The 12,580-nt window shown below is 65.5% G+C and carries 14 protein-coding genes; 7 read left to right on the forward strand and 7 right to left on the reverse strand.

Going from position 1 to position 12,580, the window contains the following annotated elements:
* Positions 1-187: 187 nt before the first annotated feature.
* Both ACFK0J_RS38400 and ACFK0J_RS38405 read right to left on the reverse strand, forming a co-directional pair.
* Positions 188-1,435 (reverse strand): pyridoxal phosphate-dependent aminotransferase, encoded by a 1,248-nt coding sequence (locus ACFK0J_RS38400; protein WP_218472194.1) that lies wholly within the window; start codon positions 1,433-1,435, stop codon positions 188-190.
* A 113-nt stretch (positions 1,436-1,548) separates the two neighbouring features.
* Positions 1,549-2,556 carry an XRE family transcriptional regulator gene (locus ACFK0J_RS38405; protein ID WP_378734595.1) on the reverse strand — a complete coding sequence of 336 codons (1,008 nt, stop codon included), beginning with the start codon at positions 2,554-2,556 and terminating at the stop codon, positions 1,549-1,551.
* 562 nt (positions 2,557-3,118) lie between these two features.
* Between ACFK0J_RS38405 and ACFK0J_RS38410 the strand changes: the two genes are divergently transcribed.
* The 3 genes from ACFK0J_RS38410 to ACFK0J_RS38420 all read left to right on the forward strand — a co-directional run bounded on the left by ACFK0J_RS38410 (position 3,119) and on the right by ACFK0J_RS38420 (position 5,008).
* On the forward strand, positions 3,119-3,568 hold the full coding sequence (locus ACFK0J_RS38410; protein WP_378734597.1) for a hypothetical protein: 450 nt from the start codon (positions 3,119-3,121) through the stop codon (positions 3,566-3,568).
* A gap of 150 nt (positions 3,569-3,718) precedes the next feature.
* Positions 3,719-4,528, forward strand: a complete 810-nt coding sequence (locus tag ACFK0J_RS38415; RefSeq protein ID WP_378734599.1) for a helix-turn-helix domain-containing protein — start codon at positions 3,719-3,721, stop codon at positions 4,526-4,528.
* 99 nt (positions 4,529-4,627) lie between these two features.
* The gene (locus tag ACFK0J_RS38420; protein WP_378734601.1) at positions 4,628-5,008 is read left to right on the forward strand and encodes a hypothetical protein; all 381 of its coding nucleotides are present in this window, start codon (positions 4,628-4,630) and stop codon (positions 5,006-5,008) included.
* A gap of 2 nt (positions 5,009-5,010) precedes the next feature.
* On the opposite strand, the gene dcd is transcribed toward ACFK0J_RS38420, so the two are convergent.
* Positions 5,011-5,610, reverse strand: coding sequence for a dCTP deaminase (gene dcd / locus ACFK0J_RS38425; RefSeq protein ID WP_378734603.1), 600 nt, complete (start codon positions 5,608-5,610; stop codon positions 5,011-5,013).
* A gap of 177 nt (positions 5,611-5,787) precedes the next feature.
* Between dcd and ACFK0J_RS38430 the strand changes: the two genes are divergently transcribed.
* Both ACFK0J_RS38430 and ACFK0J_RS38435 read left to right on the forward strand, forming a co-directional pair.
* Positions 5,788-6,570 carry an SDR family NAD(P)-dependent oxidoreductase gene (locus ACFK0J_RS38430; RefSeq protein ID WP_378734605.1) on the forward strand — a complete coding sequence of 261 codons (783 nt, stop codon included), beginning with the start codon at positions 5,788-5,790 and terminating at the stop codon, positions 6,568-6,570.
* Positions 6,571-6,625: 55 nt separating this feature from the next.
* Positions 6,626-7,333, forward strand: coding sequence for a phosphatase PAP2 family protein (locus tag ACFK0J_RS38435; protein WP_378734607.1), 708 nt, complete (start codon positions 6,626-6,628; stop codon positions 7,331-7,333).
* On the opposite strand, the gene ACFK0J_RS38440 is transcribed toward ACFK0J_RS38435, so the two are convergent.
* Positions 7,330-8,262, reverse strand: coding sequence for an MBL fold metallo-hydrolase (locus ACFK0J_RS38440; RefSeq protein WP_378734609.1), 933 nt, complete (start codon positions 8,260-8,262; stop codon positions 7,330-7,332). The two genes, ACFK0J_RS38435 and ACFK0J_RS38440, sit on opposite strands and share 4 nt — an antisense overlap.
* A gap of 310 nt (positions 8,263-8,572) precedes the next feature.
* Between ACFK0J_RS38440 and ACFK0J_RS38445 the strand changes: the two genes are divergently transcribed.
* Entirely contained in the window at positions 8,573-9,400 is an 828-nt protein-coding gene (locus ACFK0J_RS38445; RefSeq protein ID WP_378734611.1) for an alpha/beta fold hydrolase, read from the forward strand.
* A 673-nt stretch (positions 9,401-10,073) separates the two neighbouring features.
* Positions 10,074-10,343: a hypothetical protein gene (locus tag ACFK0J_RS38450; protein WP_378734612.1), complete on the forward strand. Its 270-nt coding sequence runs from the start codon at positions 10,074-10,076 to the stop codon at positions 10,341-10,343.
* 9 nt (positions 10,344-10,352) lie between these two features.
* Here the strand turns inward: ACFK0J_RS38450 and ACFK0J_RS38455 are convergent, their stop codons facing one another.
* The 3 genes from ACFK0J_RS38455 to ACFK0J_RS38465 form a co-directional block, all read right to left on the reverse strand.
* Complete coding sequence (locus tag ACFK0J_RS38455; RefSeq protein ID WP_378734613.1) at positions 10,353-10,853, reverse strand: phosphatase PAP2 family protein; 501 nt, start codon at positions 10,851-10,853, stop codon at positions 10,353-10,355.
* 119 nt (positions 10,854-10,972) lie between these two features.
* Positions 10,973-11,986 carry a hypothetical protein gene (locus ACFK0J_RS38460; protein ID WP_378734614.1) on the reverse strand — a complete coding sequence of 338 codons (1,014 nt, stop codon included), beginning with the start codon at positions 11,984-11,986 and terminating at the stop codon, positions 10,973-10,975.
* A gap of 89 nt (positions 11,987-12,075) precedes the next feature.
* A complete protein-coding gene (locus ACFK0J_RS38465; RefSeq protein ID WP_378734616.1) occupies positions 12,076-12,513 on the reverse strand; it encodes a hypothetical protein in 438 nt (145 codons plus the stop codon).
* Between the last annotated feature and the right edge of the window lie 67 nt (positions 12,514-12,580).

The raw sequence follows: 12,580 nt of genomic DNA on the forward strand, positions 1-12,580 counted from the left end.
ACCGAAGACCGGGTTAACCCAGGGGGGTAGGCAACCCGGCCGGGCACTCGAAAGTGCCAAGTCCTACTGTACACAAAAGTACTTCTAATGCGCTAGCTAGTCTCCAAACATCGCTTGTATCCATACATTCGGTCTGTTTAGAGGCTAGAAGCGGGGCAGCCCGGTTGCACGGATGCAAGGCCGCAACCTACTGGCGATAGCTGGACAGGAAGTTGCCGAAGCGCTCGATGGCGACCGCGAGATCCCGGGCCCACGGCAGTGTCACGATCCGCAGATGATCATGGTTCGGCCAGTTGAAGCCGGTCCCCTGCACCATCAAGATCTTCTCCTGCAGCAGCAGGTCCAGGATCAGCTTCGAATCGTCATGGATCTCATGGACATTCGGATCCAGCTTGGGGAACGCGTACAGCGCGCCCTTCGGCTTCACGCACGACACACCGGGAATCATGTTCAGCCGCTCCCACGCGACGTCGCGCTGCTCCAGCAGCCGCCCGCCGGGCAGGATCAGATCCTCGATGCTCTGGTGCCCGCCGAGGGCGACCTGAATCGCATGCTGCGCAGGCACATTCGGGCACAGCCGAGAGGAGGCGAGCAGATCGATACCCTCCAGGAAGCCCGCGGCGTGCTCCTTCGGACCGGTGATGGCCAGCCACCCCGACCGGTAGCCTGCCACCCGATACGCCTTGGACAGACCGTTGAAGGTCAGGCACAGCAGATCGGGCGCCACCGAAGCCACCGAAATATGCTTGGCATCGTCATAGAGAATCTTGTCGTAGATCTCGTCGGCGAGCAGCAGCAGCTGATGCTTGCGCGCGATATCGACGAGCTGCTGAAGAATTTCCGCGGAATAGACCGCGCCGGTCGGATTATTCGGGTTGATCACCAAAAGCGCCTTGGTCTTGTCGGTGATCTTCGATTCGATATCGGCGATGTCGGGCTGCCAGCCGCTGGACTCGTCGCACAGATAGTGCACCGGCGTGCCACCGGCCAGACTGGTCATCGCGGTCCACAGCGGGTAGTCGGGCGCCGGGATCAGCACCTCGTCACCGTTGTCGAGCAGCGCCTGCATGGTGATGGTGATCAACTCGGAGACGCCGTTGCCGAGGTAGACGCTGTCCACGTCCAGTTCCGGGAACCCGGGCACCAGCTCGTACCGGGTGACGATCGCGCGCCGGGCCGAGAGGATGCCCTTCGATTCCGAGTAGCCCTGGGCATACGGCAGCGCCGCGATGATGTCGCGCATGATCACATCGGGTGCCTCGAAGCCGAACGGGGCGGGGTTGCCGATGTTGAGCTTGAGGATCCGGTGACCCTCCGCCTCCAGCCGTGCTGCCTGCGCGTGTACCGGTCCACGGATCTCGTAGACAACGTTCTGCAGTTTCGTCGACTGCTCCAGCGGGCGATGCGGTAGATGACTAGGGCTCACCCGTCCCATGGTGCCACCCGGCGCAACCGGATAATCGCCCCGCTCGGCATCGATTGCCGCGATTTCACTGGGACGGCGTGAGCGACCCCGCCGCCGAATCCAGCGATGTGATCAGCACCGCATCAACCCGGGTTGCCAGGCGGTATCCCCTTCGCCGCGGTCGAACCGCAGAATTCTTCGATCCGCTCGTCCAGGAAGCGCGCCTCGACCGCGTCCCGGAAGTTCGGGTCCGCGATCCGCCTGCGCACCCCGGTCAGGCGTTCCTCCAACTGCGCGATGCGCTTGTCCTCGGCGAGCCCGAGCACCGGTTGCAGCGCCTCGGCCGCACCGTCGAGGCTGCCGTTGATCAGGTGCGCGGCCGCACAGTCGACCCGGGCCAGCGACTCGGCGCCATAGGAACGCTGCTCCGAGGGACCGCTCGCGTACAGCTCGATGGCGCGCTGGGTGGCCGCCAGCGCGGGTTCGGCCTGGCCGAGATGGATATAGGTGGCGCCCGCGTAGTACTGCGCCTTCGCGGCGTTGAATCCGAACACGCCACCCACCTCGTCGTGCAGTGTGTCGGTCTCGGATACCTCGCGTGCGTGGTCGGCGGCGCGGATGCACCGATCGGCGTCGGACGAGCTGCCGAGTTTCGACCAGATCCGTGCCTCGATATTGAGCAGGCGCACCTTCGCCGTCGCCGACTCGGCGAACTCCTGGCCGCTCTGCGCCAACAGCACGCCGCGGCGCGGGCGCTCCGACCAGTATTCGATGAGCGCGTGCATGCCCCGGGTCCAGGCGCGCAACCCGTTGTGACCGCACAGTTCCGAGTAGGCCCAGGCCGCTCGGATCTGTTCGCCCGCGGCATCGTAATAGCCGAGGTCGGTGCTGGCATTGGCGAGCAGACCCGACAGGGTGCCCGCCAGTAGATAGAGGTGACTGGTGTCCGCGGGGCGTTGATGCCCCTCGAGCAACCGGTACACCCGGCGTCGCACCCGAAGCATCTCGACCATCATCGGCACGGGGGGGATGTGCACGTAGTCGTTCGCGATGCGGGTGACATCGGCGTCGAGCTGTTCCAAAGTGGTCGCACCCACATTCGTGCTCTCGGCCTGGCCGGCGTGCTCGCTGGCCTCATGGGCAGCCGCCATGATCAGATCCCTCTCCGAAATCGCTGCTAACGCATCACCTCTCATCGCACCGGCGTCTATGAGAGCCAAAAGGTCCGCGTCGCTCGAATATTGGGCGCGCGCCGAGGTATCGGCGGGCGCATCGAATCCAGGTGCGGTCGGTCGATCGGCCATCGGCTGATCGATCATTGCCGCAAACCGTGCCCGCACAACGTCATCGGACCTGGCCAAGGATGTATCGAGAGCGGCTTGATTGATCGGACGTGGATGGACCCGGACGCCACCGGCCTCCCACTTCGACACCAGACGTTCGTGTACCCCGAGATGGGCCGCGAACTGCCGGATGCTCATGCGTTTGGCATCGCGAAGGGCACGGGCCTCTTTACCTGACCATTGCCGGACCACGATGTCATCCCTTCCGAACGAACTCTTTCCCAGGGTACGAGGGGTTTGTGAGCACGGCTACATACGAAACAGAGCTGGTACCAGAGGCAGCGGAAGGGCAGTAGAAGGCGGGCGTGCGGGCAATACCGAATCCGGCGGGTGACCGGGACCCTTGGAGGCGGGAGGCAAGGAGTTCGCCGTGAATGTGGAGAAGCTCAGGACTGTTGACGATTGGGTGGCGTTCTATCGGCATGAGTTCGGGCTGCCGGTGGCCGAGCGTGGCGGCTTCGTCATGCTGCCGATCACCGGCCGCGTTTGCGTAGTCCACTTGCCAACCGCCCGCGCCGAAAAGGTGCGGGCCGCACTGGAACAGCAGGGGACCAGGGGGCCCATGCTGGCCAGGCAGATCCGGTGGAGCTTTTTGGCCGAGCCGGACAGTAGGCCGGGAACGCAGGTATTAGAGGTGCTCAATCGTCTCGATATCGGCATTCCCGCCATCGGCAGCGCCGTGATGTTGCCGACCGGTCTTGGACGGTGGACCCGGGAAGGGTGCTTCTGGGTATCCCCGCCGAGACGCGGCGACACGCTGCCACCGCTATCCGTCATCATCACGACGGCGCTGGCGGTGGGAGCGGGCGGCGGGGACTGATCACGCGCCGCGATCGGTTCCCGTTTGCCGCCCGGCGCCGGACCGGGCCGAGTCCGCCCCTTTCTTGGCAGTCGACGGGGCGGACTCGGGCCGGTGGCCCACCAGCACAGCGGGCGAGCCGAGGCGAGGCATCCGCTTTAGTGTGGAGGGATGCGGAGTGATCGGCTGAGCGACCTGCGCGGGACGTATCAGGTGCGCTCGCACCAGCTCGTCTCCGCGCCTGCCACGGTGTTCACCGGCCTCGACGTGGTCCGCTGCTTCGGGTTCGATGTGCTGGAGCCGAACCCGGTGCGGCGCAGGAAGATTCCGGGTGGAACCGTCAAGATCGTGTTCGCGCTGGAGGGGACCTTCGAAGGGCGCAGTCTGGACCCCACCGCGCTGGTCATCGGCTTGCACGATCGGGCGGGAACGGCCGGGCACGCCGGGCGGATGCGCAGCGTCCAGGTGCAACTCGATCCCCTGACGGCGCGCCGGTTGCTAGGTGTTCCGATGGACGAATTACGCAATGGCGCGGTCGAACTCGCCGAATTCCACGGTCGAGCGGTGCGACGCTTGGCCGAACGCCTCGCCGAAATTCCCACCTGGCCCGCTCGATTCGCGTTGGTGGCCGAATATCTGCGGGAACGCTCGGCGGCGGCGGACGATCGCGAAGACGCCGCGGTGACCTACGCGGTCCGGGAATTGCGACGATCGCGGGGCATCCTGCCGATAGCCACCCTCGCCGCGGAAAGCGGTTGGAGCCCAAGGCATTTCCGACGTCGATTCGCCGAGCAGGTCGGTCTGCCGCCGAAGGACTATGGTTCGCTGCTGCGCTTCTCGGCCGCGCTCTCCGCATTGGCGAGCGAACCCACGCGCGATATGAGCACGCTCGCGGGCGATTTCGGCTACTACGACCAGTCCCATCTCATCCGAGACTTCCGGCGCTTCGCCGGGGCGCCGCCCGGCCGCCTGCTCGACTGAGCGCCGCCTGCTCGACCGAGCATGTCCCATTCGTCCAATACCGCGACGTCGGGCGAGACGTAGCGTTTCTCGCACCTCGACCGCGAAGGAAAATCCGCGATGTCCGCACCGATTACCGTGCGTGTGGCCGCCATCGGCATCGGCGTTCACGCTATCAATCATGTTCTCGTCCTGGCGTTCTCGCCATTCAGCTGGAACGTCGGCACCGTTTTCCACCTCATCGGCGCACCGCTCTATGCCGCCATTCTGCTGCCACTACTGCGCGGCAAGAATTGGGCCCGGGTGACGATCACGGTATTGCTCGGCGCGCAATTCCTCGGGCGGTTCGTCGTCTGGGTGCTGTTTCCCAGCGTGCACCTGGCCCTGATCGGCGGTTGGGCGCTATCGGTGGTCGTGTTCGTGCTGCTGTGGGTTCCTGGATCGAGTCGTCGCTATTTTCGGCGCGTCGAGGCACCGGCAGCAGCGCACGAGAGGATCTAGCCCTACCGCGATTCCGCGGCATCCACTACCGCGGCGGGCAGCGGGAAGTTCAGGTAGGACTTCGACGGCGTAGGCCCGCGCTGGCCCTGGTATTTCGAGCCGGCGGTGGCACTGCCGTACGGGTGCTCGGCCGGGCTGGTCAGCCTGAGCAGGCACAGCTGGCCGATCTTCATGCCGGGCCACAGGGTGATCGGCAGGTTGGCCACGTTGGACAGTTCCAATGTGATGTGGCCGCTGAAGCCGGGATCGATGAAACCGGCGGTCGAATGGGTCAGCAGGCCGAGCCTGCCCAGACTCGACTTGCCCTCCAGCCGTCCGGCCAGGTCGTCCGGCAGGGTGCACACCTCGAGGGTGGAGCCGAGCACGAACTCGCCGGGGTGCAACACGAACGGCTCACCGGCGGCGGGCTCGACCAGGCTGGTCAGCTCGTCCTGCCGTTGCGCGGGATCGATGTGGGTGTAGCGGGAGTTGTCGAAGACCCGGAACATCCCGTCCAGCCGCACGTCGATGCTCGACGGCTGGATCAGGCTCTCCAGGAGCGGCTCGACGCCGAGACGCCCAGCGGCGATCTCCGCACGGATGTCACGATCGGAAAGCAGCACGGCAAGCAGCGTAGCGCCTGCTCGCCGGTCCTCGTCAGCCGCACAGCGACAGGGGCGCCAGCCGCACAACGACATCGGCGCCAGCCGCACAACAACAGTGCGCCGCCGCGTGGCTTTTCCCCGGCCAGCGCGGTTATTCTCGCACTCGTTCGGGCGCTGCCGCCCGCGACCGAAGGGATGGACCGGATGACCGAGGCCCCGCTGTTCGACCTGACCGGCCACGTGGCCGTCGTCACCGGAGGCAACTCCGGCATCGGCCTCGGCTTCGCGCGCGGACTGGCGCGGGCGGGCGCCGACGTGTGCATCGTCGGCCGCAATACCGAGCGCAATGCCGACGCCGCCGAGATCCTGCGCGGGTACGGCGGTCGGGTACTCGCGCTGTCCTGCGATGTCGGCGACGAGCAGCAGGTGATCGACACCATCGCCCGGACCGCGGACGAACTCGGCCGCATCGACTCCTGCTTCGTGAATGCCGGTGTGATGCAGGGCATGACGCCGTTTCTGGAGACCGACCTCAGCGAGTTCCGCCGGGTCACCTCGATCAACCTCGACGCCGCCTTCGTCACCTTGCGCGAGGCGGCGAAGGTCATGGTCGCCCAGGGCACCGGCGGCAGCCTGGTCGGCACCGCCAGTCTGGCTGCCCGCCAGGGTGTTCCGCGCGGCCAGTCGTACGCGGCCAGCAAGGCCGGGCTGATCGCGATCATGAACTCGATCGCCGTCGAACTGGGCAAGCACGGCATCCGCGCCAACTCGGTGCTGCCCGGCTGGATCGAAACCCCGATGACCGACGGCGTTTTCGCATGGGAACGCTTCCGCGACCGCGTCCAGCCCCGGATCCCCGCGAAACGCTGGGGACACCCCACCGATTTCGAGGCGGTCGCGGTGTATCTGGCCAGCCCCGCCAGCGCCTATCACACCGGAGACACCCTGATGATCGACGGCGGCTACAGCATGTTCTGACCGGTTGCGGCGCATCCTCAGCGAATCCACAGCGTGAAGATGGGATTGTGGGAGGGTGACCACGAATCCCCCACCGGACCGGATCTGGCACCGGATCCCCGCGCTCACCGTGCTGGCCGGGGTGCTGGCCGTGTTCGCCATCGGCCTCACGAGCAATGTGCTCGACCGGGACGGACTTACCATGATCGACACACCCCTGTCGAACTGGGCGATCGAACATCGCAACGGCACGCTGACGCCCCTCGCGATCACCGTCAGCTATCTCGGCGGCACCGTCGCCATGACCATCGTGGCGACGGTGACCGTCCTCGCGTTCGCCAGGCTGGGCCGGTGGCGGGAGGCCGCGCTGGTCGTTGTCGCCGGTCTCGGTTCCTGGGCACTGACGGATGGCGGCAAACACCTCATCGACCGACCGCGGCCACCCATCGTCAACCACATCATCGCGAAGACGAACCTGGCCTACCCTTCCGGCCACAGTCTGGGTTCGATCGTGGTCATCAGCACCCTCGCGCTGCTGCTGATCCCGCGGATACGCCGCACCGCCATCCGCTGGGTCGCGGCCCTCACCGCCGTCACCTTCGTTGCCGCGGTGGGGCTTTCCCGCATTTACCTCGGCGTGCACTGGCCCACCGATGTGCTCGGCGGCTGGACCCTCGGTGCTCTGTGGGTCGCCCTGTGCTTCCTCGGATACCGGTATCTCAACCAGCGGCAGGACCGCGCCGCCGCTGGTTTCGAGTGCTCCGATGCGCGAGACGCGGCTTAGCCGACCGGAATCCAGGTGGTGCGGCCGTCGGGATCACGGTGGACTCGGCCGAACGGGACGTCGGCGAAGTGGATGCCGAAGGCGAGGTCGCCGGTGGTGGCCAGGCGGTCGACCAGAATGCGGCGACGGCGGATGCCTTCTACGGGGTTGAAGTCCGAGGCGCTGGTCCACTCCGGGTGGGCAACCTGGACCGGAGAGTGCAGCGCATCGCCGATCATGACGAGGCGACGACCCAGGGATTTGATGGCGAACGCGGTATGGCCCGGGGAATGCCCGGGAATCGATTGAGCGCGGATACCGGGGAAGATCTCGTCGCCGTTGAGGATCGGCTGTACTCGCGGCGCCATCGCGGCCAGCATCGCCGGAGTGGTCATGCTCGCTTTCGCCCAGTCGGGCAGCGCCTCGACCAAGTCGGGGGCCAGCGATTGCCAGAATTCCCATTCGGGTTCGGCGATCAGGTAGCGGGCGTCGCCGAACGGCGGCGTACCACCGGGCCACGGTTGCAGCGTCCAGCCGAAGTGGTCGAGGTGCAGGTGGCTGAACGCGACCGCTTCGATCCGGTTGGCGACGCCGAGGCGGGCGAGGTTGCGCAGCAACGCGCCCCCGTAGGTCGCGCCCGTCATCGGATTGGCGGGGTGGTCGGGTGCGACCACCGGCCCGATGCCCGCATCGATGAGCAGGGCGCGGCGGCCGTACTGCACCAGCAACCCGCCGATCCCCGCGACGAGGTACCCATCGGCGTCGAGGTGCTCGGCGTAGGTGACCCAATCCTGTTCGGTGGCATCGGGTAACCAGCCGCGCGGCTTCAAGAAGACCGCGCCGTCGGGCACGTAGGTGAGCTTCATCAGTCCATGACGAATGGTGCGCAGCCGCGGCGGGCGACGCAGCCTCTCGGCCTGCGATCCAGGGGCAAAGCGGGTTTCGGTCATCAGCTGCTCCTCGTTCGAAATCTGACAGTAGCGCGCGAATACCGTTCGGATAATTCGAGATTCGCGGCTCGGCCATCGGCTAAGCGGTGCTAGGTATGTCGGTCGAGAAAGAGAACGCGAGTTCCGACATCGTCGCGGCAGACAACTAACGCCACCGGTTACTGGCGGCGGCGGGCCGGTGAACAGGGCCTGAACGAGGGCTCGCTCGAATGGATGACACCCGATGGCAGTCGGGAGGATTACCAGTGGCGGCACGAAACACACACTCGGGCTCAGCCTTTCGGGCGGAATGTCCGGGTAGCGTTGCGGCATGGAGCTCTCCGAGCGTTTCGAATTCCGAAGTCGCGAAATCGCCTGGGGTCGAGCGGGAGACGGGCCTGCCGTTGTGTTCTGTCACGGCACGCCGTTCTCGTCGGTGCTGTGGCGGCCATTCGCCGAAAGCTTGAGTCGCGATTTCACTGTTTACCTATGGGACATGCCCGGCTATGGGCAATCTTCCAAGGAGGCGGGGCACGCCGTCGACTTCGGCACCCAGGCACAGACATTCGCCGCGCTGCTCGCGCACTGGCACATAGACCGCCCGCACGTGATCGCCCACGACTTCGGTGGGGCGGTGTCGCTGCGCGCACATTTGGTCGACGACGTCCCGTATGCCTCGTTGCTGCTCGTCGACGTCGTCGCCATCCCGCCGAGCGGTTCACCCTTCTTCAAGTTCGTCCAGCAGCATCCCGACCTACTGGACCAGCTTCCCGCCTACCTGCACGCGGCATTGGTGCGCACCTATATCGAAAACGCGAGTCACCGCGGCCTCCGCGCGGAAGACCTCGACCTGCTGACCGCACCGTGGACCACGGATAGCGGCCAACCCGCCTTCTACCGGCAGATCGCCGACTACGACGAACGCTTCCTACAGGAAAACGAGCAGCGGCTCGGCCGCATCCGAATCCCCGTCCGCATCCTCTGGGGAACCGAGGACACCTGGATACCTCCAACCCTGGCCCACAAACTGACCGGCCTCATACCAGGCGCAACCCTCCGGCTGATCCCCGACGCCGGGCACCTCGTCCACTACGACGCCCCGATCCCACTCATGGACGAGCTCCGATCATGGCTCAGCCAGGTCACCGAAAGCCACTAGCACCACCAGGAGTTTCCTCGCCGCCTGACGGGTTCTGCTAAAGCTTCAGAAGTACCCTCCGTGGTCCGCTTCACGTTTGATCGAAAGCCGAATGCCCTCTGCACGCAGTGCTTTCAGTTGCCCTGCAAGGAGTTGTCGACCGCACCCCATCCCGCCGGAGACGCCTCCATCTCATCCCAACGCATCTCCAATGCGCTCAAATGCCCAAGACCACAACTACTTTCGCGCCGAAAACCTGGACCCTCGCCCGTCGCCCGAGAACACGTCGACACCCCTCCGGCCGACGTGGACTCGAGACGACAGGAAGCGGGCATGCCCCCGAGCGGGCGCAAACCATGACCTGAATCACTTCGCGGTGGCAGGATAAGCTGTTGCAACTTGCTAGTGCAAGTTGTGTCAGCTAATTTACTCGTGCGGTGCTGAGACGGCTCTGCCGTGCCATCATCAAGACGCCACCAGGCCAGTGACCCCTCTCGGGATCACCCAGGACACAGGAGAGGCTGAGGGGACGAGGACCATGCCGAACACGGGCCATGACGAGTCGACGGCACCCATAGATGGCCCACCGTTCAAAGAGCGACTTCGCTACCTTCTCGACAATGTCCATCCGCGCGGCAGAGGCCCCTACACCCAGACCGAGTTAGTGGACCTCATCCGCGCGAATGGAGGCCGGATGACCACGGGCTATCTGTCGCAGTTGCTGTCCGGCAAACGGGGTGCCCCGAGCCTGGGCACGGTGACGGAGATCAGCGCCGCGTTCAGCGTTCCCATCGACTTCTTCGGGCCACGACAGTCCTACGAGGAGATCCGACGCTACATCGACTGGATCGCCAGCGTTCGCGATTCCGGCGTCGAGCAAATCGCGGGCCGCACCTACGACCCCACTCGAGTGTTCGAGGTCGGCTTCCGCGAACTACGGCGCACCAGCGCCGACGAGGCGTGAACTTCCGTATCACGCCAGGAGCAGGTACGCGGCCACCGATACCGCTGCGCCAAGAGCCGCTCCGACAATGACCTGCCCGCGTGTGTGATCACCCAAGTAGACCCGTGACCACGCGATCGCAGCCGTCACCGGGAACGCCATGAACAACCATGGCGAGACGATCATCGCCAACAACACTGTGTTTCCGGCCGCAACCGCTGTATGCACGCTGACCTTCCAGTGTCCGACGATGGTCACGATCGCAACGACCACCAGCATCGCCACACACGCCGAGAGCCAGGCAATCAGCTCGTCCGGCGCGCCGGCCAGAATTTCGATGATCAGGCCGACCACGACGATCGCCAGACTCACCGGAAGCACCCAGTGGCGGCCCTTGATATCGGTGACATGGTGATCGTTGGCCGAACCGAACCGCATGCCGACGAAGATGATGCTCATCGGCAGGACGCTGGTGAACATCGCGATGAAGACGCCCCAAAGCGGGGCGGAAACCGCGAACGCGGCGACCATCGGGGTGAGGATGTTGATTACCGACGGGGCCCCGAGCTCGGTGATCAGGCGCGCCGCTGTCCCCGTGGTGGTCGGTGCCGCGGACGCGGTGGTCACGCCAGTTTCATCGGTCGTGCTCGTCACGCCAGAACCTTCCTTTGTTTGCGGTACGCCTTCGCCAACATCTGTGCCCAGCGGCGGTCAGACTCTATGGCGAGCACTGCTCGAATATTTTCACTAGTCAGTGCCGCTGACCGGCGGGCGTGCACCAGCCACTCCGAGACCGCGGCAGCCACTTCCTGCGGCGCGGCGGCCACTTCCTGCCGACCTGGTCCAGCGCCGACCGGCACCGCACCACCGCCGCCCATCGCTTCCGACTCCATGGCCAGCGCGTCGAACAGCTCGGTGATCCGGTCATCAGCCTTCTCATCGGCGCTGCTGCCCCGACGAGACTGCCGCCGCACGCCTGGCCAGCGGGTTACCAACTCCACGTACACGGGCCGGATCGCTGCCAGCACTCGGCGTGCGCGCACCCACGACACCACTGGGGAGAGCATCAGCCCGGCAAAAATCGTCAGGACTCCGACCGCGGCCACAGCGCTGGTCACCTTGAACACTTCCGGAGTTCTGGGCATGCCTCCGTACCGCGTCATCACGAAGTACGCGAACCGCATCCACGCCCAGATGGTGACCGCTACCAAACCCGTTGCCCACAGGGTCAGACTCCATCCGCCGAGGCTACGAAGATCCGCCGCCCGGACAGACATCACGATCAACGCCGGACACAGCACGCCAGGGAACACGACCCCTGCTATGGCCGACTCCGCGTAGCCCGGCAAATGCGCGTATGCCTGGTCGAATTGGAACCCGCCGGCGACCTGTGGCATCGGTGGCGCTGCGACGAACATCACCACGGCGACCAGCGAAGCGGCCACGGCGATCGCGCCGAGCACGCTCGCCGCTCGCTTCACGCGAGCCGACTCGGTAGTCACCGCGAACGTCAACACGCCAAGGGCCGCAGCCATGAAATTGAACAACACGACCCGCAGCGCGCTAGAGAAGTTCGGGAACGGCACGACTGCCTGGACGAAAGCTTCACCGGCTGGGGTGTTCATGGTCAGATGCAACGCGGGGGCAAGGACTGCCAGCGTCATGCTGCCCAACACCCAACTTCGCGACCACCAGAAACGCCAAGCCCTGGACGCGAACGCAATCCACATCAGCGGAGCCAAATACACCGCATTCAACTGAAGGCTTCTCCCCACCGCGAACGTAGTCGCGGCTCACCACGACCGCCGAACTGCAACCGACCCAACAACAATCCCGCGAACTGCTCGGCCGCCAGCTCCTCCTCGGCGGCACCGAAGTTGCCACACTCGCGGCGCAGCATCAGCGCGGCCATCTCATGCATGCCCGCCGGCAGTACCGCCTGAGCCAGATCCGCGACAGGGCGACCTCGATGCCCCAGCACGATGTGCCCCATCTCGTGAGCAATCGTCCGGTCCCGCGTGTATACCCAAGGCGCGTACGCGACTTCGTCGCGATCGGCGAAATGCACCCACTGCCCGAACACCCCGGGTGGCAGATTATGGTCCTCGGCTACCTCCAGCGGACGCCCCCGATCCCGTGCGATAGCTCGCACGACGCCATCGAGCGACTTGGACTCTGCTGCCGTCGCCATCGTGAAGACACGATCAACCGCGATACGTACCGCTCGGTTCCCCCTCACGCGCCCATCAAACCATGGA

It is taken from the genome of Nocardia brasiliensis, assembly GCF_042691675.1.
GTDB classification, from domain to species: domain Bacteria; phylum Actinomycetota; class Actinomycetes; order Mycobacteriales; family Mycobacteriaceae; genus Nocardia; species Nocardia brasiliensis_D.

Excerpts from the sequence above, each read along its gene's own strand:
- ACFK0J_RS38455 (WP_378734613.1), bottom strand. The coding sequence starts at position 10,853 with ATGGTCGCCGCGTTCGCGGTTTCCGCCCCGCTTTGGGGCGTCTTCATC.
- ACFK0J_RS38445 (WP_378734611.1), top strand. The coding sequence starts at position 8,573 with ATGGAGCTCTCCGAGCGTTTCGAATTCCGAAGTCGCGAAATCGCCTGG.
- ACFK0J_RS38400 (WP_218472194.1), bottom strand. The coding sequence starts at position 1,435 with ATGGGACGGGTGAGCCCTAGTCATCTACCGCATCGCCCGCTGGAGCAG.
- ACFK0J_RS38460 (WP_378734614.1), bottom strand. The coding sequence starts at position 11,986 with ATGACGCTGGCAGTCCTTGCCCCCGCGTTGCATCTGACCATGAACACC.
- ACFK0J_RS38415 (WP_378734599.1), top strand. The coding sequence starts at position 3,719 with ATGCGGAGTGATCGGCTGAGCGACCTGCGCGGGACGTATCAGGTGCGC.
- ACFK0J_RS38440 (WP_378734609.1), bottom strand. The coding sequence starts at position 8,262 with ATGACCGAAACCCGCTTTGCCCCTGGATCGCAGGCCGAGAGGCTGCGT.
- ACFK0J_RS38450 (WP_378734612.1), top strand. The coding sequence starts at position 10,074 with ATGACCACGGGCTATCTGTCGCAGTTGCTGTCCGGCAAACGGGGTGCC.
- ACFK0J_RS38430 (WP_378734605.1), top strand. The coding sequence starts at position 5,788 with ATGGACCGGATGACCGAGGCCCCGCTGTTCGACCTGACCGGCCACGTG.
- ACFK0J_RS38420 (WP_378734601.1), top strand. The coding sequence starts at position 4,628 with ATGTCCGCACCGATTACCGTGCGTGTGGCCGCCATCGGCATCGGCGTT.
- ACFK0J_RS38405 (WP_378734595.1), bottom strand. The coding sequence starts at position 2,556 with ATGGCGGCTGCCCATGAGGCCAGCGAGCACGCCGGCCAGGCCGAGAGC.
- ACFK0J_RS38465 (WP_378734616.1), bottom strand. The coding sequence starts at position 12,513 with ATGGCGACGGCAGCAGAGTCCAAGTCGCTCGATGGCGTCGTGCGAGCT.